The sequence below is a fragment of the Enterobacter huaxiensis genome (assembly GCF_003594935.2).
In the GTDB taxonomy this organism is placed as follows: domain Bacteria; phylum Pseudomonadota; class Gammaproteobacteria; order Enterobacterales; family Enterobacteriaceae; genus Enterobacter; species Enterobacter huaxiensis.
Genome location: NZ_CP043342.1, coordinates 215,447 through 234,270, shown reverse-complemented (window position 1 = coordinate 234,270; position 18,824 = coordinate 215,447). Strand labels below are relative to the sequence as shown.

12 protein-coding genes, 2 tRNA genes and 3 rRNA genes are annotated in these 18,824 nt (G+C 53.7%); 4 read left to right on the top strand and 13 right to left on the bottom strand.

The features are described 5' to 3' along the window. Complete coding sequence (gene bcsR / locus D5067_RS01135) at positions 1-189, bottom strand: cellulose biosynthesis protein BcsR (RefSeq protein ID WP_014072225.1); 189 nt, start codon at positions 187-189, stop codon at positions 1-3. A 173-nt stretch (positions 190-362) separates the two neighbouring features. On the opposite strand from bcsR, the gene bcsE reads away from it, so the two are divergent. From bcsE to bcsG, 3 genes are read left to right on the top strand one after another with little or no spacing between them, the layout of a single operon-like run. Beyond that, complete coding sequence (gene bcsE / locus D5067_RS01130; RefSeq protein ID WP_119937508.1) at positions 363-1,922, top strand: cellulose biosynthesis c-di-GMP-binding protein BcsE; 1,560 nt, start codon at positions 363-365, stop codon at positions 1,920-1,922. Beyond that, positions 1,919-2,113 carry a cellulose biosynthesis protein BcsF gene (gene bcsF, locus D5067_RS01125; protein ID WP_119937507.1) on the top strand — a complete coding sequence of 65 codons (195 nt, stop codon included), beginning with the start codon at positions 1,919-1,921 and terminating at the stop codon, positions 2,111-2,113. The genes bcsE and bcsF overlap by 4 nt, the downstream gene beginning before the upstream one ends. Next, positions 2,106-3,785 (top strand): cellulose biosynthesis protein BcsG, encoded by a 1,680-nt coding sequence (gene bcsG / locus D5067_RS01120; RefSeq protein WP_119937506.1) that lies wholly within the window; start codon positions 2,106-2,108, stop codon positions 3,783-3,785. The genes bcsF and bcsG overlap by 8 nt, the downstream gene beginning before the upstream one ends. A 59-nt stretch (positions 3,786-3,844) precedes the next feature. Here bcsG and D5067_RS01115 read toward each other — a convergent pair whose 3' ends face one another. The 12 genes from D5067_RS01115 to pepQ all read right to left on the bottom strand — a co-directional run bounded on the left by D5067_RS01115 (position 3,845) and on the right by pepQ (position 16,436). Beyond that, entirely contained in the window at positions 3,845-4,837 is a 993-nt protein-coding gene (locus D5067_RS01115; protein ID WP_119937645.1) for a family 8 glycosyl hydrolase, read from the bottom strand. Positions 4,838-4,853: 16 nt separating this feature from the next. Beyond that, the gene (birA, locus tag D5067_RS01110; RefSeq protein ID WP_119937505.1) at positions 4,854-5,816 is read right to left on the bottom strand and encodes a bifunctional biotin--[acetyl-CoA-carboxylase] ligase/biotin operon repressor BirA; all 963 of its coding nucleotides are present in this window, start codon (positions 5,814-5,816) and stop codon (positions 4,854-4,856) included. Next, positions 5,813-6,841 carry a UDP-N-acetylmuramate dehydrogenase gene (murB, locus tag D5067_RS01105; protein ID WP_119937504.1) on the bottom strand — a complete coding sequence of 343 codons (1,029 nt, stop codon included), beginning with the start codon at positions 6,839-6,841 and terminating at the stop codon, positions 5,813-5,815. Before murB ends, birA begins: the two co-directional genes overlap by 4 nt. A 138-nt stretch (positions 6,842-6,979) precedes the next feature. Continuing rightward, positions 6,980-7,095 (bottom strand): 5S ribosomal RNA (gene rrf / locus D5067_RS01100). 73 nt (positions 7,096-7,168) lie between these two features. Continuing rightward, positions 7,169-10,074 (bottom strand): 23S ribosomal RNA (locus D5067_RS01095). Between the two features lie 183 nt (positions 10,075-10,257). Then, positions 10,258-10,333 (bottom strand) — tRNA-Ala (locus D5067_RS01090). Positions 10,334-10,379: 46 nt separating this feature from the next. Further along, a tRNA-Ile gene (locus D5067_RS01085) sits at positions 10,380-10,456 on the bottom strand. A gap of 70 nt (positions 10,457-10,526) precedes the next feature. After that, a 16S ribosomal RNA gene (locus D5067_RS01080) occupies positions 10,527-12,066 on the bottom strand. Together the 16S, 23S and 5S rRNA genes with 2 tRNA genes alongside form the textbook arrangement of a ribosomal RNA operon. A gap of 377 nt (positions 12,067-12,443) precedes the next feature. Beyond that, positions 12,444-12,989 carry a menaquinone-dependent protoporphyrinogen IX dehydrogenase gene (gene hemG, locus D5067_RS01075; protein ID WP_119936287.1) on the bottom strand — a complete coding sequence of 182 codons (546 nt, stop codon included), beginning with the start codon at positions 12,987-12,989 and terminating at the stop codon, positions 12,444-12,446. 10 nt (positions 12,990-12,999) lie between these two features. Then, positions 13,000-14,451 (bottom strand): Trk system potassium transporter TrkH, encoded by a 1,452-nt coding sequence (gene trkH / locus D5067_RS01070; RefSeq protein WP_119936288.1) that lies wholly within the window; start codon positions 14,449-14,451, stop codon positions 13,000-13,002. A 39-nt stretch (positions 14,452-14,490) separates the two neighbouring features. After that, positions 14,491-15,105, bottom strand: coding sequence for an IMPACT family protein (locus D5067_RS01065; RefSeq protein WP_119936289.1), 615 nt, complete (start codon positions 15,103-15,105; stop codon positions 14,491-14,493). Then, complete coding sequence (gene pepQ / locus D5067_RS01060) at positions 15,105-16,436, bottom strand: Xaa-Pro dipeptidase (protein WP_119936290.1); 1,332 nt, start codon at positions 16,434-16,436, stop codon at positions 15,105-15,107. The genes D5067_RS01065 and pepQ overlap by 1 nt, the downstream gene beginning before the upstream one ends. A 190-nt stretch (positions 16,437-16,626) precedes the next feature. Between pepQ and fadB the strand changes: the two genes are divergently transcribed. Further along, the gene (fadB, locus tag D5067_RS01055; protein WP_119936292.1) at positions 16,627-18,816 is read left to right on the top strand and encodes a fatty acid oxidation complex subunit alpha FadB; all 2,190 of its coding nucleotides are present in this window, start codon (positions 16,627-16,629) and stop codon (positions 18,814-18,816) included. Positions 18,817-18,824 lie beyond the last annotated feature (8 nt).

Here is an 18,824-nt window from a genome sequence, read left to right as displayed (position 1 = left end):
TTATTGTTGTTGGGCAAATTCAGCTAATAACGGCCAACGTTTAATAGCCGCGGCCAACTGTTCCCGCTGGGAAATATCGGTGTAGTCTATTTCAGGCAAAGAAAAAGCCTGCGTAAGTGCCAGAAAATCGTTTTGGAATGTGTAACCCAGGCTTGAGTCGACAGGCGTTCCGGGTTCGTTATTATGCATTTTTATTTCATCCCTTTGTGTAAAGTCACAAGATCAGATGGAGCGGGGCTTCCTGCCCACGAAATTTCATTTACATGCTAAATCTGATGTTCTTTAATTTCAATGTTAGGTTTATTTCTACGCTTACGCTAGTAAACTGAGATACAGATAAATTAGACGAAAAGAGGGACACTGTGGACTCCATATTTTCTATTGGCATCCAGTCATTATGGGACGAATTGCGCCACATGCCAGTCGGAGGAGTCTGGTGGATTAATACGGATCGCAACGAAGACGCAATAAGTCTGGTAAACCAAACGATTGCCGCACAGGATAAGGATTCCCGCGTCGCTGTCATCACTATGGGCGAAGAACCGAAGAAAATCATCAGGCTCGAAAGTGACAGAGGTCCACAAACCGTAAAATTATTTTCCATGTCAGCGGAGGCGGATAGTCTATACTTTTTGCCCCGAGACATTCAGTGCTCGATTGATCCGACCCACCATTTACTGATTCTTAAATGTACGGGTAACGTGCTGCAAAATATCCCCTCAGAAAAACTGTTGCATTGGCTGAGCAGGATCCATAAATGGGCAAAGAATCAAAACTGCACGGTTCTGGTCATTAACCCTGGCAGTAATAATGACAAGCTTTTTTCACTTTTAATGGGCGAATATCGCTCTCTTTTCGGTCTGGCAAGTATCCATGACCAGACTGACAGCTATCTTTACGATATTGCGTTCTGGTGCAATGAAAAAGGGGTGAGCGCCCGGCAGCAGCTGATGCTCAAAAAAATTGAGGGTGAATGGCATCTCGCCCAACAGGAAGAAACCGTGGTCCAGCCGCGCAGCGATGAAAAGCGCATTCTGAGCCATATTGCGGTATTAGAAGGTGCGCCTGCGCTTTCTGAAAATTGGTCACTCTACGAAACGAATGAAGCGTTATTTAACGATGCCCGCACGACGCAGGCGGCGACCATTGTTTTCTCTTTAACGCAGAATAACCAAATCGAAACGCTGGCGAGACACATCCACACCTTACGCCGGCAGCGCGGTAGCGCATTAAAAATCGTGGTTCGCGAAAATATTACCAGCCTGCGCGCAACGGACGAGCGTCTCCTGCTGGGCTGCGGCGCGAATATGGTCATACCGTGGAATGCACCGTTATCACGCTGCCTGACGCTTATCGAGAGCATCCAGGGCCAGCAGTTTAACCGCCACGTACCGGAAGATATCGGCACCCTGCTCTCCATGACGCAGCCGATGAAGCTGCGCGGATATCAAAAGTGGGACACCTTCTGTGATGCGGTCGGAAACATGATGAGCAACACGCTGCTGCCGGCAGACGGGAAAGGGGTGATGGTTGCCCTGCGCCCCGTTCCGGGCATCCGCGTTGAGCAGGCGCTGACCTTATGCCGCCCCAACCGCACCGGGGACATCATGACGATTGGCGATAACCGCCTGGTGCTGTTTTTATCCTTCTGCCGGGTAAACGATCTCGATACCGCCCTGAACCATATTTTCCCGTTACCGACCGGCGATATTTTCTCTAACCGCATGATTTGGTTCGAAGATAACCTGATTAGCGCAGAGCTGGTGCAAATGCGGACTCTGACGCCCGATCGGTGGGCGAAACCTTTACCGATAACGAGCGATACCAAACCGATTCTGAATGCGAAGCATGACGGACACGTCTGGCGCAGGATCCCCGAACCACACCGCTTATTATCTGAGGGCAAGGAGAGCGCATCATGAATCTCAGCGATATCATTCAACTGGTTATACTTTGTGCGCTGATTTTTTTCCCGCTGGGCTACTATGCGCGCCACTCATTACGCCGCATCCGCGATACGGCCAGATTAATATTTGTAAAACCTCGCTATATTAAACCCGCCGGAACACTGACACGCGCTCCGAACGTCAAGGCAAACCGAAAACATGACTAATTCCTCCTATACCACTTCGGCGCCATCGCCGCTCTGGCAATACTGGCGCGGACTTTCCGGCTGGAACTTCTACTTCCTGGTGAAGTTTGGCCTGCTGTGGGCAGGCTATCTTAATTTCCACCCGCTGCTTAACCTGGTATTTATGGCATTCCTGCTAATGCCAATCCCTAATATCAGGCTGCACCGTCTACGCCACTGGGTCGCTATTCCTCTCGGGTTTGCCCTGTTCTGGCATGATACCTGGTTGCCTGGCCCGGAAAGCATCATGAGCCAGGGGTCACAGGTTGCGGGTTTCAGCACCGATTACATCCTTGACCTGGTTGAACGCTTTATTAACTGGCAGATGATCGGCGCAGTCTTTGTGCTGCTGGTCGCCTGGCTGTTCCTGTCACAGTGGATCCGCGTAACGGTGTTTGTCGTCGCTATTATGGTCTGGCTGAACGTGCTGACGCTGGCAGGCCCGAGCTTCTCCCTGTGGCCTGCAGGCCAGCCGACGACAACCGTCACCACCACGGGAGGGTCTGCGGCATCGACTGTTGCGACCGCAGGGGATACGCCTGTAGTCGGTGACATTCCAACGCAGACGGCGCCTCCCACCTCCACAAACCTGAATGCCTGGCTTTCCAGTTTCTATACCGCTGAAGACAAGCGCCAGACCAAATTCCCGGATGCATTGCCTGCCGACGCCCAGCCGTTTGAACTGCTGGTCATCAACATCTGTTCGCTCTCGTGGGCGGATGTGGATGCTGCAGGATTGATGTCGCATCCGCTGTGGTCACACTTCGATATTCAGTTCAAAGACTTCAACTCCGCAACCTCCTATAGCGGCCCGGCGGCGATTCGTCTGCTACGCGCAAGCTGCGGCCAGCCATCGCATAAAAATCTGTATCAGCCGACCGGGAACCAGTGTTATCTCTTCGATAACCTGTCCAAACTGGGCTTTACGCAGCACCTGATGCTGGGCCATAACGGTCAGTTTGGTAACTTCCTGAAAGAAGTGCGTGAAGAAGGGGGTATGCAGGCGCCGCTGATGGACCAGAAGGGTCTTCCCGTCACGCTGCTGGGCTTTGACGGTTCTCCGGTATATGACGATACCGCCGTGCTCCAGCGCTGGCTGCAAACCGTCAGCAAAGAAGAGGGCTCGCGTAGCGCAACGTTCTATAACACCCTGCCGCTTCACGACGGGAACCATTATCCGGGCGTGAGCAAAACCGCTGATTATAAGGTTCGCGCCCAGAAGTTCTTCGATGAGCTGGATGCGTTCTTCACCGAGCTGGAGAAATCGGGCCGTAGAGTGATGGTGGTCGTTGTACCTGAACACGGTGGCGCGCTGAAAGGCGACAGAATGCAGGTTTCCGGCCTGCGCGACATTCCAAGCCCATCCATCACCAACGTACCTGCCGGAATTAAATTCTTTGGTATGAAGGCGCCGCATCAGGGTGCACCGATTGAGATCGCCCAGCCAAGCAGCTATCTGGCTATTTCAGAACTGGTGGCGCGTGCGGTAGACGGCAAGCTGTTTGTGGAAGATAGCGTGAACTGGGATCAGCTCACGAATAAACTGCCGCAAACGGCAGAGGTCTCGGAAAACGCCAATGCGGTGGTGATCCAGTACCAGAATAAACCGTATGTTCGCCTGAACGGCGGTGACTGGGTGCCGTACCCGCAGTAAAATCCCTCCCCCACTCTGGCCCTCTCCCCATAGGGGAGAGGGCATGGCCGGAGCGAGCCTTATTTTTCTGAGATCCACACCAGCATTTTCAAACTTGCTGAATAGTAATCGTCTTGTTCGGTGATTACCGGTTCGCCGGATGACTGCCCCATCGTTAAATCACGTACCGCCAGATGACCGCCTGACATCATGTAGGGGGCGTATTCGTTCGTTGTAACGTTAACCCAGGCGGGCGTTTGCTCGCGGGGGAACTGACCAAACCAGCTGCGCCACGGCGTCAAAAGTGGGCTTTTCGCGTTTGACCAGCGGATATACAGCGGGACGCGGATGGCATCATAGCTCATCCGTGGCGGCCAGGCTTTTGCAGGCGTCAGCGCGCCCTTTGCATCCAGAGACATCCAGTCGGCCGGGAGATTAGCTTTGCCGGTGCCCATTTTCTCCAGCAATTTTTCTCCGTCCTGAATGAGCTGATTCCATACATGCAAATGGCTTCGCGCGGCAAATGCCTGCCAGGCAGGAAATACAAAATAGGACGGATTAAGCACAACGCTGTCTTCGAGCTTAAACCCCTGAACGCCCGGCAGCATTACGCGGTAACCCGCATAGCGGGTGACGTTGTGGGAAAGTAGCGCTTTAGTGATAGCATCCGACGCGGTGCTGTAGCCTTTGTCCTGCCAGCGCGCGCTGGCTTTTAACAAGGCCCAGGCGATAAGCATATCCCCGTCAGAGGCATTGTTTTTGTCGGCAACAGGATTTGATTCAGCAGGGTTATAACGCCAGTAGTAAAGCCCGTTTTCTTTATTCTTGAGGTGGCTGTCGGTCCACTTCCAGAGTTTATCAAAGGTCGCTTTATCATCGTTTGCCACCGCCATCAGCATGGCAAAACCTTGCCCTTCCGTGTGGGAGACATTGCCATTACCGGTATCAACAATGCGTCCATCCGGCTGAAAGAAGCGCGCTTTATAGCTCTCCCAGGCCTGGCTCGCCTGAGAGAGAGGAGAGAACAGCAAACTCATCATGACAACCAGCGCGGCGCATGCAGGCTTTTGCATCATCATCTCGATTCAGTTATTCGGCACTGCGAAGTGAAATTTCACCGCCAACCCAGGGTTTGATTACACCGTCCTGCTCAAGGAGCAGGGCACCCTGCGCATCAATGCCGCGAGAGGTACCGTAGATCTCTTTATCACCAATCAGCAGCTTAACAGGACGGTTGATAAAGTTATCCAGCTTTTTCCAGCGTGACAGGAATGGCGCCAGCCCGTCCTGCTCAAACAGCGTCAGCGAACTGCGCAGCTCGTTGATCATACGTACCGCGAGGGTATTACGATCGATTGCGATCCCCGCTTCCTGCAGGTTCGTCCAGGCCTGGTTCACGACATCGTTCTGCACATTACGCATCACCATGTTCAACCCGGCACCAATAACGATTTGAGCTGCATCGCCGGTTTTTCCGGTCAACTCCACCAGGATGCCCGCCAGCTTACGATCGTTGAGGTAAAGGTCGTTGGGCCATTTTACCCGGACCTTATCAGCCCCCAGATCGTGCAGTACTTCCGCCATCACGATCCCGATGACCAGGCTCAGGCCAATCGCCGCGGCGGGGCCCTGCTCGAGCCGCCAGAACATGGACAAGTAGAGATTCGCGCCAAAGGGCGAAAACCACTTGCGCCCACGACGGCCGCGCCCGGCTTGTTGATACTCGGCAACACAGGCATCACCGGACTGCAGTTCTGACAGACGGTCGAGAAGATACTGGTTGGTTGAGTCAATCACCGGCAGTACCGCGACGCTACCGTGGCCAATCTGGCTGCGGATGGTCTCTTCATTCAGCAGTTGAATGGGCTCCGGCAGGCTGTACCCTTTACCGGGGACAGTAAATACGTCTACTCCCCAGTCGCGCAGCGTCTGAATATGCTTGTTGATAGCGGCACGGCTCATACCAAGCTGCTCGCCCAGCTGCTCGCCAGAATGAAACTCGCCGTCAGCAAGGATGCCGATCAGAGTTAAGGGAACGGTATTGTCCTTCACGCGATTGTCTCCACGGCGCTAACCTCACCCGTACGGCCAATAAAGCGAACTTCGGGCTCCAGCCAGACGTTAAATTTTTCACCTACGCGCTGACGGACATGGTGCGCCAGCCGTACAACATCTTCACTGGTGGCATCGTTTTGGTTGATCAGCACCAGTGCCTGTTGGCGATGCACTGCAGCGCCGCCCACCGTAGCACCTTTCAGTTCACACCGATCGATAAGCCATCCTGCCGCCAGCTTCACGCTGCCATCGGCCTGCGGATAATGCGGAGCCGTTGGCCAGGCCGCAATAAATTCTTGAGCATGTTCGCGACCAATTACCGGGTTTTTGAAGAAGCTGCCTGAATTTCCGTTCACTTTCGGATCGGGAAGCTTGGTCATTCGCATATGGCAAACTGACTCAAAAACGTCGCGAGGAGTGACGGTAGCGGGATCCAGACGGGTAAGATCGCCATACGTCAGGACAGGATTCCATTGCTTCGTCAGACGCAGACCGACGGCCACAATCGCGTAGCGATCCTGATAATCATGTTTGAAGATGCTGTCACGATAGCCAAAACGGCACTGCTCAGCGGTCAGACGCAGGGCTTTCCCCGTCGCCAGCTCAATGCAGTCAACGTATTCGCAGACGTTTTTCAGTTCGATGCCATAGGCACCGATATTTTGAATGGGTGACGATCCCGCGCAGCCCGGAATAAGGGCAAGATTTTCCAGGCCGGGCATCCCTTTATCCAGGGTATATTGCACCAGCTGGTGCCAGTTCTCTCCGGCCCCCACGTGCAGATGCCAGCTGTCTACGTCCTCTTTTACATCAATTCCCATAATGCGGTTGACGATCACGGTTCCCGCGAAATCTTCGAGAAACAGGACGTTGCTTCCTTCGCCCAGAATGAGTACGGGTTCTCCGTTTTCTGCTGCGTTTTGCCATGCATTCAGCAGTTGCTGAGCATTTTCGGCACGTACAATTTGATTAGCATTCCGCTGAATACCAAAAGTATTCCATGGCTTAAGGGAGTGGTTCATAGAGGCTATCTATCCTGATGCAAAAACGCGGATAGTTTACCGTATATACGGGGGGATAGGTGATTTGTTTATGGAAAGGAAGAGGGTACAAAAACGCAAAAAGGCCATCCTTCCGGATGGCCTCTCTACTTATTTGATGCCTGGCAGTTCCCTACTCTCACATGGGGAGACCCCACACTACCATCGGCGCTACGGCGTTTCACTTCTGAGTTCGGCATGGGGTCAGGTGGGACCACCGCGCTAAAGCCGCCAGGCAAATTCTGTTAAATCTGTATCAAGGCTGAAATTTGATTGTCTGTCTCTTCGCCGAAACAGCTTCGGCGTTGTAAGGTTAAGCCTCACGGTTCATTAGTATCGGTTAGCTCAACGCATCGCTGCGCTTACACACCCGACCTATCAACGTCGTAGTCTTCAACGTTCCTTCAGGACCCTTAAAGGGTCAGGGAGAACTCATCTCGGGGCAAGTTTCGTGCTTAGATGCTTTCAGCACTTATCTTTTCCGCATTTAGCTACCGGGCAATGCCATTGGCATGACAACCCGAACACCAGTGATGCGTCCACTCCGGTCCTCTCGTACTAGGAGCAGCCCCCCTCAATTCTCCAGCGCCCACGGCAGATAGGGACCGAACTGTCTCACGACGTTCTAAACCCAGCTCGCGTACCACTTTAAATGGCGAACAGCCATACCCTTGGGACCTACTTCAGCCCCAGGATGTGATGAGCCGACATCGAGGTGCCAAACACCGCCGTCGATATGAACTCTTGGGCGGTATCAGCCTGTTATCCCCGGAGTACCTTTTATCCGTTGAGCGATGGCCCTTCCATTCAGAACCACCGGATCACTATGACCTGCTTTCGCACCTGCTCGAGCCGTCACTCTCGCAGTCAAGCTAGCTTATGCCATTGCACTAACCTCCTGATGTCCGACCAGGATTAGCTAACCTTCGTGCTCCTCCGTTACTCTTTGGGAGGAGACCGCCCCAGTCAAACTACCCACCAGACACTGTCCGCAACCCGGATCACGGGTCTACGTTAGAACACCAGCCATTAAAGGGTGGTATTTCAAGGTTGGCTCCACGCAGACTGGCGTCCACGCTTCAAAGCCTCCCACCTATCCTACACATCAAGGACCAGTGTTCAGTGTCAAGCTATAGTAAAGGTTCACGGGGTCTTTCCGTCTTGCCGCGGGTACACTGCATCTTCACAGCGAGTTCAATTTCACTGAGTCTCGGGTGGAGACAGCCTGGCCATCATTACGCCATTCGTGCAGGTCGGAACTTACCCGACAAGGAATTTCGCTACCTTAGGACCGTTATAGTTACGGCCGCCGTTTACCGGGGCTTCGATCAAGAGCTTCGCGTTGCCGCTAACCCCATCAATTAACCTTCCGGCACCGGGCAGGCGTCACACCGTATACGTCCACTTTCGTGTTTGCACAGTGCTGTGTTTTTAATAAACAGTTGCAGCCAGCTGGTATCTTCGACTGATTTCAGCTCCATCCGCAGGGACTTCACCTACACATCAGCGTGCCTTCTCCCGAAGTTACGGCACCATTTTGCCTAGTTCCTTCACCCGAGTTCTCTCAAGCGCCTTGGTATTCTCTACCTGACCACCTGTGTCGGTTTGGGGTACGATTTGATGTTACCTGATGCTTAGAGGCTTTTCCTGGAAGCAGGGCATTTGTTACTTCAGCACCGTAGTGCCTCGTCATCACACCTCAGCGTTAGAAGAGTTCCGGATTTACCTAAAACTCCCGCCTACATGCTTAAACCGGGACAACCGTCGCCCGGCTAACATAGCCTTCTCCGTCCCCCCTTCGCAGTAACACCAAGTACAGGAATATTAACCTGTTTCCCATCGACTACGCCTTTCGGCCTCGCCTTAGGGGTCGACTCACCCTGCCCCGATTAACGTTGGACAGGAACCCTTGGTCTTCCGGCGTGCGGGCTTTTCACCCGCATTATCGTTACTTATGTCAGCATTCGCACTTCTGATACCTCCAGCACCCCTCACAGGACACCTTCAACGGCTTACAGAACGCTCCCCTACCCAACAACGCATAAGCGTCGCTGCCGCAGCTTCGGTGCATGGTTTAGCCCCGTTACATCTTCCGCGCAGGCCGACTCGACCAGTGAGCTATTACGCTTTCTTTAAATGATGGCTGCTTCTAAGCCAACATCCTGGCTGTCTGTGCCTTCCCACATCGTTTCCCACTTAACCATGACTTTGGGACCTTAGCTGGCGGTCTGGGTTGTTTCCCTCTTCACGACGGACGTTAGCACCCGCCGTGTGTCTCCCGTGATAACATTCTTCGGTATTCGTAGTTTGCATCGGGTTGGTAAGCCGGGATGGCCCCCTAGCCGAAACAGTGCTCTACCCCCGAAGATGAGTTCACGAGGCGCTACCTAAATAGCTTTCGGGGAGAACCAGCTATCTCCCGGTTTGATTGGCCTTTCACCCCCAGCCACAAGTCATCCGCTAATTTTTCAACATTAGTCGGTTCGGTCCTCCAGTTAGTGTTACCCAACCTTCAACCTGCCCATGGCTAGATCACCGGGTTTCGGGTCTATACCCTGCAACTTAACGCCCAGTTAAGACTCGGTTTCCCTTCGGCTCCCCTATACGGTTAACCTTGCTACAGAATATAAGTCGCTGACCCATTATACAAAAGGTACGCAGTCACCTAACAAGTAGGCTCCCACTGCTTGTACGTACACGGTTTCAGGTTCTTTTTCACTCCCCTCGCCGGGGTTCTTTTCGCCTTTCCCTCACGGTACTGGTTCACTATCGGTCAGTCAGGAGTATTTAGCCTTGGAGGATGGTCCCCCCATATTCAGACAGGATACCACGTGTCCCGCCCTACTCTTCGAGTTCACAGCATGTGTGCTTTCGTGTACGGGACTATCACCCTGTACCGTGCGACTTTCCAGACGCTTCCACTAACACACAAGCTGATTCAGACTCTGGGCTGCTCCCCGTTCGCTCGCCGCTACTGGGGGAATCTCGGTTGATTTCTTTTCCTCGGGGTACTTAGATGTTTCAGTTCCCCCGGTTCGCTTCGTTAAGCTATGTATTCACTTAACGATAGTGTGTCGGAACACACTGGGTTTCCCCATTCGGAAATCGCCGGGTCAAAGGTTCATATCACCTCGCCGGCGCTTATCGCAGATTAGCACGTCCTTCATCGCCTCTGACTGCCAGGGCATCCACCGTGTACGCTTAGTCGCTTAACCTCACAACCCGAAGATGTCTCTTTCGACACATCATCGACTTGCGAAAATTTGAGAGACTCGAACACACCCTTAAAGGTGTGTCGTTTCAATTTTCAGCTTGATCCAGATTTTTAAAGAGCAAAACTTCGCAGTGCACCTTTTCAGGTTCACTCTGAAGTTTTCTTGTATTTCGCAGTAAAAGGATGGTGGAGCTATGCGGGATCGAACCGCAGACCTCCTGCGTGCAAGGCAGGCGCTCTCCCAGCTGAGCTATAACCCCATCGCAAAATGCTAATCTCTGTACCGCTCATCCTTTAAAAGGAGTTTGGTAGGCCTGAGTGGACTTGAACCACCGACCTCACCCTTATCAGGGGTGCGCTCTAACCACCTGAGCTACAAGCCTGCAGAGATTTTTACTGCTATTTTTTCATCAGACAATCTGTGTGGACACTACAAAGGCAGGTTCTTTAAGGTAAGGAGGTGATCCAACCGCAGGTTCCCCTACGGTTACCTTGTTACGACTTCACCCCAGTCATGAATCACAAAGTGGTAAGCGCCCTCCCGAAGGTTAAGCTACCTACTTCTTTTGCAACCCACTCCCATGGTGTGACGGGCGGTGTGTACAAGGCCCGGGAACGTATTCACCGTAGCATTCTGATCTACGATTACTAGCGATTCCGACTTCATGGAGTCGAGTTGCAGACTCCAATCCGGACTACGACGCACTTTATGAGGTCCGCTTGCTCTCGCGAGGTCGCTTCTCTTTGTATGCGCCATTGTAGCACGTGTGTAGCCCTACTCGTAAGGGCCATGATGACTTGACGTCATCCCCACCTTCCTCCAGTTTATCACTGGCAGTCTCCTTTGAGTTCCCGGCCGAACCGCTGGCAACAAAGGATAAGGGTTGCGCTCGTTGCGGGACTTAACCCAACATTTCACAACACGAGCTGACGACAGCCATGCAGCACCTGTCTCAGAGTTCCCGAAGGCACCAAAGCATCTCTGCTAAGTTCTCTGGATGTCAAGAGTAGGTAAGGTTCTTCGCGTTGCATCGAATTAAACCACATGCTCCACCGCTTGTGCGGGCCCCCGTCAATTCATTTGAGTTTTAACCTTGCGGCCGTACTCCCCAGGCGGTCGACTTAACGCGTTAGCTCCGGAAGCCACTCCTCAAGGGAACAACCTCCAAGTCGACATCGTTTACGGCGTGGACTACCAGGGTATCTAATCCTGTTTGCTCCCCACGCTTTCGCACCTGAGCGTCAGTCTTTGTCCAGGGGGCCGCCTTCGCCACCGGTATTCCTCCAGATCTCTACGCATTTCACCGCTACACCTGGAATTCTACCCCCCTCTACAAGACTCTAGCCTGCCAGTTTCGAATGCAGTTCCCAGGTTGAGCCCGGGGATTTCACATCCGACTTGACAGACCGCCTGCGTGCGCTTTACGCCCAGTAATTCCGATTAACGCTTGCACCCTCCGTATTACCGCGGCTGCTGGCACGGAGTTAGCCGGTGCTTCTTCTGCGGGTAACGTCAATCGACAAGGTTATTAACCTTATCGCCTTCCTCCCCGCTGAAAGTACTTTACAACCCGAAGGCCTTCTTCATACACGCGGCATGGCTGCATCAGGCTTGCGCCCATTGTGCAATATTCCCCACTGCTGCCTCCCGTAGGAGTCTGGACCGTGTCTCAGTTCCAGTGTGGCTGGTCATCCTCTCAGACCAGCTAGGGATCGTCGCCTAGGTGAGCCGTTACCCCACCTACTAGCTAATCCCATCTGGGCACATCTGATGGCAAGAGGCCCGAAGGTCCCCCTCTTTGGTCTTGCGACGTTATGCGGTATTAGCTACCGTTTCCAGTAGTTATCCCCCTCCATCAGGCAGTTTCCCAGACATTACTCACCCGTCCGCCGCTCGTCACCCAGGAGCAAGCTCCCTGTGCTACCGCTCGACTTGCATGTGTTAGGCCTGCCGCCAGCGTTCAATCTGAGCCATGATCAAACTCTTCAATTTAAGTTTGATGCTCGTGAATTAAACTTCGTAATGAATTACGTATGTTCACTCAGAGACTTGGTATTCATTTATTGTCCGAAGACATTAAGAATCCATGTCACTTTGAGTGCCCACACAGATTGTCTGATAAATTGTTAAAGAGCAGTGCCGCTTCGCTTTTTCTCAGCGGCGCGGGGTGTGCATATTACGCTTCCCCGCTACAGAGTCAAGCTTTATTTTCGCTTTTCTCTGCTGACGTTCATCTCTGAACCCCGCTAACCCGGCGGCCTGTAAGCCGTTGTTCCGTGTCAGTGGAGGCGCATTATAGGGAGTTATTCTGAAGTGACAAGCATAAAATACAAAAAACTTTTTGTTCGCTCACTTTTCAAACTTCATGCCTATTTAAGCCGCGAATCGCCCGTTAAATGTGCGATTTCCCGCGCAAAACTGGCCACCTGCGACCAATCGGTATAAACCACTTCTTTACGGGTATCCGTTTCACCACCGGTCATCTTCATAATAAGACGGATCATAAAGCGGTCGTACCAGCGATAGCGTGGATAGCGAAGCGCGCCGGCAAAGACCGCACACAGCTCTGGCTGCCAGGGCGAACTCAGTAAAAACTTACGCGTGTAGCTATTGGTCTGCGGCGACCGCTTCTCTGCTTTACGGGCAACCAGGTTTACTGAATAGAACGCGCCCGGCAACGTGCTAAGTACCGCCGTATGCTTTTTCACAAAGCGATCCAGCGCCGGATGGAAATGGCCGTAACGAATAGATGCGCCAATCACCACCCGATCGTAATCCTGCCAGGAGATTTGCTCCGCACGGTTCAGGTTCACAACATCTGAGTAGATGCCCAGCTCTTTTAATTCAGACGCCAGGTAAGAGGCAATTTCACGCGTTTGCCCGTCTCGCGTAGAGAAAAGAATAAGTGTTTTCACCGACGACTCCTTACTCGCGCCAGAATGTTGGGGTAAACAGAACCAGCAGCGTAAAGACCTCAAGACGACCAAACAGCATGTTTGCGATGAGGATCCATTTCGCAACCGGGTTCATGCTGGCAAAGTTATCTGCTACGACGCCCAGCCCAGGCCCAAGGTTGTTCAGGGTTGCCACGACGGAAGCAAAGGCGGAGAAATCATCCACCCCCGTCGCGATAATCGCCAGCATGCTGACGATAAACACCAGCGCATAGGCAGAGAAGAAACCCCACACCGCTTCCAGAATACGTTCCGGCAGGGCACGGTTTCCCAGTTTGATGCTGTAAACAGCGTTCGGGTGCACCAGGCGTTTAAGCTCGCGGTTTCCCTGCTTAAACAGCAGCAGAATACGGATCACCTTCAGCCCCCCGCCCGTTGACCCGGCACAGCCCCCGATAAAGGCAGAACAGAGGAGCAGTACGGGCAGGAACAGCGGCCAGCGCGCAATGCTGTCCGTCGTAAACCCAGCGGTAGTCGCCATCGACACCACCTGGAAGAAGGCCTGGTTTAGCGTCGTCACGGCCGAACTGTAGACATCATGGAACCACAAGACCAGGGTGCAGATGATCACAAGCGTCAGCTGGACGCCAATAAACATGCGGAATTCCGGGTCACGCCAGTACACCTTCAGGCTGCGTCCGCTTAGTAAAGAGAAGTGTAGACCGTAGTTACACCCAGAGATCAGCAGGAAGATAGCAATAATAGTGTTAATCGTTGGGCTGTCGAAGTAGCCCACGCTGGCATCGTGCGTTGAGAACCCGCCGATGGCGATGGTCGCAAAACTGTGTCCGATGGCGTCAAAAGCAGGCATCCCGGCAAACCATAGCGCCAGCGCGCAGGCCACCGTCAGTAATACATAGATAAGCCACAGCGTTTTTGCCGTCTCAGCAATACGCGGGCGCATCTTATTGTCTTTCAGCGGGCCTGGCATTTCAGCACGGTAGAGCTGCATCCCCCCGACGCCGAGAATCGGCAGAATAGCGACCGCCAGGACGATGATCCCCATACCGCCGAACCACTGCAGCATCTGACGATAAAAGAGTATGGCATGCGGAAGGGAATCCAGTCCCACCAGCGTTGTCGCCCCGGTGGTTGTTAAACCCGAGAAGGATTCGAAGAAGGCATCCGTTATGCTCAGATTGGGCTGCTCAGAGAAGATAAAAGGCAACGAACCGACGCTTCCCAGCACCGTCCAGAACAGCACAACGATCAGAAACCCTTCGCGAGATTTCAGCTCACCTTTTTCACGACGGTTTGGCCACCACAGCAGCGAACCAATAGCCAGCGCAACAAAGAAGGTTTGGGTAAACGCGCGTCCCGCACCGTCCCGGTAGATAAGTGCCACCAGTCCAGGGAGAATCATCGTCCCGGAAAAGAGTATGACCAGCAGTCCAACGATTCGGGTAATGGCACGAAAATGCATTCTGCCGCTTCCTTTGGTATTCAAAAAGTGAGGTGGGGATTATTCTTCAATCGGCAGCAATTGCAACGAACCGCGACTAAAATCAGCCAGCTTTGCTGAAAAAGCAGTCAGTTCCGCCTGTGGAAGCGCCACGCGTAATTGCACCATCGCCTGGTAATCACTGTGCGCAATCACGCCGTTAAATTGTTTGAGCAGTGATTCGATGCCCGAGAGCTGAGCGTAATCGCATAACAGAGTATATTCGGTCAGCGGCGTTTTGCGGGTTGTCGTCAGCAGATTAAGTGCCTGCTGCACACCGCCCCCGTAGGCTTTCACCAGCCCACCCGTGCCCAATAAAATGCCGCCGTAGTAGCGAACCACTACGGCGGTGATTTCACCCACACCGCTGCCCATAAGCTGGGAGAGCATAGGTTTACCGGCCGTGCCCGCCGGTTCACCATCATCAGAAAACCCCAGCTGCTGCGAATCGTCAGGCGGCCCCGCTACCCAGGCCACACAGTGGTGACGGGCATCGGGATGCTCAGCGCGCACGAACTCAACAAACGCCTTTGCCGCCTCCACGCCATCGGTATGTGCCAACAGCGTGATAAAACGGCTTTTCTTGATTTCCTCAACAAAGGTGACCGGTTCAGCCGGTATCAGCCAGCTATCCATCAGGCCAGCTTCAGGTCTCGCGTCATATTCTCAGTACCGTTTTCATGGATAACCACGTTATCTTCGATACGAATACCGCCAAACGGCTTAAGCGCGTCAATTTTTTCCCAGTTGAAGTGCTTGCTGAACTGACCTTCGCGCCACGGTGCCAGCAGGGATTCGATAAAGTAGATCCCCGGTTCAATGGTCAGCACCATGCGCGGCTGAAGAATACGGGTGCAGCGCAGGTAAGGATATTTAGACGGTGCCGCCAGGTGCGTACCGGTGTCATCCTGCATAAAGCCCGCAACATCATGAACCTGCAGGCCCAGCGGATGGCCGATACCGTGCGGCATAAACGGCCCGGTCAGATCGTTTTCGACCATCGCCTCTTCGCTCATGTCTTTTACAATCTGATGCTTGCGCAGCAGTTTGGCGATGCGCTGATGGAACTGAATGTGATAATCCACATAGCTGGTTCCCGCCTTCATGGTGCCGATAAGCGCCAGCTGTTCATCGTTGACGTCTTTAATCAGCTGCGCAAAGTCAGTATCCGAATTGGCCGCCCAGGTACGAGTCAGATCCGCCGCATAGCCGTTGTACTCAGCCCCCGCATCCAGCAGGAAGCTGCGCATCTCGGACGGAACCTGGTGATCCAGTTTGGTGTAGTGCAGAACCGACGCATGCTCGTTGAGCGCTACAATGTTGCTGTAAGGCACGTCGGTATCACGATGGCCAGTTGCCGTCAGGTAGGCCTGGTTGATATCGAACTCGCTCATACCGGACTGGAACGCTTCATGCGCCGCACGGTGGCCATTAACCGCCGTTTTTTGCGCTTCGCGCATGCAGTAAAGTTCGTAATCAGTCTTATACGCGCGGTAGTAATGCAGATAATCCAGCACCCCTTTCGGGTTGAGTTTATCGGCTGCAATATCCAGACCCAGCGCCCGCTCCGGTACAGGGCCGATATAGCCGATGTTGCCGCGCGCCGCAGGCAGCTGGCTGCCAATGCCGTCCGCTTTTGGCAGGGCAATCACATCAATTTCTTCGGTCCAGAAAGAGGTCGGCAGCGGTTCCACGTTGTGCCAGTAATCCACCGGCAGGTAGAACCACAGTTTCGGCTTGTTCACGCCGTCCACCAGCAGCCAGCAATTTGGAACCTGCGTGACCGGCACCCAGGCTTTAAACTGCGGGTTGACCTTGAACGGATAGGCATGGTCATCAAGAAACGTGTTCATCAGCTCGCCTGAGTGGATCAGCAGTGCATCCAGCTTGAAGCGCGCCAGGACATCGCGGGTACGTTCCTGTAGGGTAACGATATGATTTTTATAAAGCGAAGCCAGTGAATCCATCATTCTTCCTTTCGTTTTTTTGACCTCAAGTTCCCGCATCTTAGCACACCTCACTCCGGCTGCGTGATTTCCGCCGACCGTGATCAGTGCAGCAATTTTTTAATGAGTAATTTGCATTTTATTAACATAAATTCCACACTCCGTCTCATCTGGTATGACCAGATCCACTTGCTGGATTCAGGAGACTGACATGCTCTACAAAGGCGACACCCTGTACCTCAACTGGCTGGAAGATGGCATTGCCGAACTGGTGTTCGATGCCCCCGGCTCAGTGAACAAGCTCGATACCGCGACGGTGGCCAGCCTTGGCCAGGCGCTGGATGTACTTGAAAAGCAATCTGAACTGAAAGGGCTGCTGCTGCGTTCGAACAAAGCAGCCTTTATTGTCGGTGCTGATATTACCGAATTCCTCTCGCTGTTCATGGTCCCTGAAGAACAGCTGAGCCAGTGGCTGCACTTTGCCAACAGCGTTTTCAACCGCCTGGAAGATTTGCCTGTCCCAACGATCTCCGCCGTGAACGGCTATGCGCTGGGCGGCGGGTGCGAGTGCGTGCTTGCTACCGACTATCGTCTGGCGACGCCGGATCTGCGTATTGGCCTGCCGGAAACGAAGCTGGGCATCATGCCGGGCTTTGGCGGCTCCGTGCGTATGCCGCGCATGCTGGGTGCCGATAGCGCCCTGGAAATCATTGCTGCAGGTAAAGATGTGGGCGCTGACCAGGCACAAAAAATCGGTCTGGTAGACGGCGTTGTTAAGCCAGAGAAGCTGATTGAAGGCGCTATCGCCATCCTGCGTCAGGCGATCAATGGCGATCTCGACTGGAAAGCCAAACGCCAGCCAAAGCTGGAGCCGTTAAAGCTCAGCAAAATTGAAGCCACCATGAGCTTCACCATCGCTAAAGGCATGGTGATGCAGACGGCGGGCAAACACTACCCGGCGCCAATCACGGCGGTGAAAACCATTGAAGCCGCGGCTCGCCTGGGCCGTGATGAAGCCCTGAAGCTCGAAAACCAGAGCTTTGTCCCGCTGGCGCACACCAATGAAGCCCGCGCGCTGGTTGGCATCTTCCTTAACGATCAGTTCGTTAAAGGCAAAGCCAAACAGCTGACCAAAAACGTCGAAACGCCAAAACATGCGGCTGTGCTCGGCGCAGGCATAATGGGTGGAGGTATCGCTTACCAGTCGGCCTGGAAAGGCGTGCCGGTGGTCATGAAAGACATCAATGAGAAATCCCTGACGCTGGGCATGACCGAAGCCGCCAAGCTGCTGAATAAACAGCTGGAGCGCGGCAAAATTGACGGTCTGAAACTCTCCGGCGTGATCTCCACCATTCAGCCAACGCTCGAATACAGCGGGTTTGACCGTGTAGACGTGGTGGTTGAAGCGGTCGTGGAAAATCCGAAAGTCAAAAAAGCGGTGCTGGCCGAAACGGAAGATAAAGTTCGTCCGGAAACCGTGCTGGCCTCTAACACCTCCACCATTCCGATTGGCGAGCTGGCAAGCGTCCTGAAGCGCCCGGAAAACTTCTGCGGCATGCACTTCTTCAACCCGGTACACCGTATGCCGCTGGTCGAAGTGATTCGTGGGGAAAAGACCTCTGACGAAACTATCGCCAAAGTGGTGGCGTGGGCCAGCAAGATGGGCAAAACGCCGATCGTGGTGAACGACTGCCCGGGCTTCTTCGTCAACCGCGTGCTGTTCCCTTACTTCGCCGGCTTCAGCCAGCTGCTTCGCGACGGAGCGGATTTCCGCAAAGTCGACAAAGTGATGGAAAAACAGTTCGGCTGGCCGATGGGCCCGGCGTATCTGCTCGACGTTGTCGGTATCGACACCGCACACCACGCTCAGGCGGTGATGGCGGCGGGCTTCCCACAGCGCATGCAGAGAGATTATCGCGACGCGATTGACGCCCTGTTCGACGCGAACCGCTTCGGGCAGAAAAACGGTCTGGGCTTCTGGCGCTACAAAGAAGACAGCAAAGGCAAACCGAAGAAAGAAGAAGATGCGGCTGTGGATGGCCTGCTGTCAGACGTCAGCCAGCCGAAACGCGACTTCACCGACGATGAGATCATCGCCCGCATGATGATCCCGATGATCAACGAAGTGGTGCGTTGCCTTGAAGAAGGCATTATCGCCAGCCCGGCAGAAGCCGACATGGCGCTGGTGTACGGCCTCGGCTTCCCTCCGTTCCACGGCGGTGCGTTCCGCTGGCTGGACACGCTCGGCAGCGCCCGCTATCTCGATATGGCTCAGCAGTATCAGCACCTCGGTCCGCTGTACGACGTGCCGGAAGGTCTGCGTAACAAAGCGCGCCATAACGAACCCTACTATCCAGCAGTTGAGCCAGCCCGTCCGGTTGGCGAGCTGAAAACGGCTTAAGGAGTCAC

Excerpts from the sequence above, each read along its gene's own strand:
- murB (WP_119937504.1), bottom strand. The coding sequence starts at position 6,841 with ATGAACCACTCCCTTAAGCCATGGAATACTTTTGGTATTCAGCGGAAT.
- pepQ (WP_119936290.1), bottom strand. The coding sequence starts at position 16,436 with ATGGATTCACTGGCTTCGCTTTATAAAAATCATATCGTTACCCTACAG.
- fadB (WP_119936292.1), top strand. The coding sequence starts at position 16,627 with ATGCTCTACAAAGGCGACACCCTGTACCTCAACTGGCTGGAAGATGGC.
- D5067_RS01115 (WP_119937645.1), bottom strand. The coding sequence starts at position 4,837 with ATGCAAAAGCCTGCATGCGCCGCGCTGGTTGTCATGATGAGTTTGCTG.
- bcsG (WP_119937506.1), top strand. The coding sequence starts at position 2,106 with ATGACTAATTCCTCCTATACCACTTCGGCGCCATCGCCGCTCTGGCAA.
- D5067_RS01065 (WP_119936289.1), bottom strand. The coding sequence starts at position 15,105 with ATGGATAGCTGGCTGATACCGGCTGAACCGGTCACCTTTGTTGAGGAA.
- bcsR (WP_014072225.1), bottom strand. The coding sequence starts at position 189 with ATGCATAATAACGAACCCGGAACGCCTGTCGACTCAAGCCTGGGTTAC.
- bcsF (WP_119937507.1), top strand. The coding sequence starts at position 1,919 with ATGAATCTCAGCGATATCATTCAACTGGTTATACTTTGTGCGCTGATT.
- trkH (WP_119936288.1), bottom strand. The coding sequence starts at position 14,451 with ATGCATTTTCGTGCCATTACCCGAATCGTTGGACTGCTGGTCATACTC.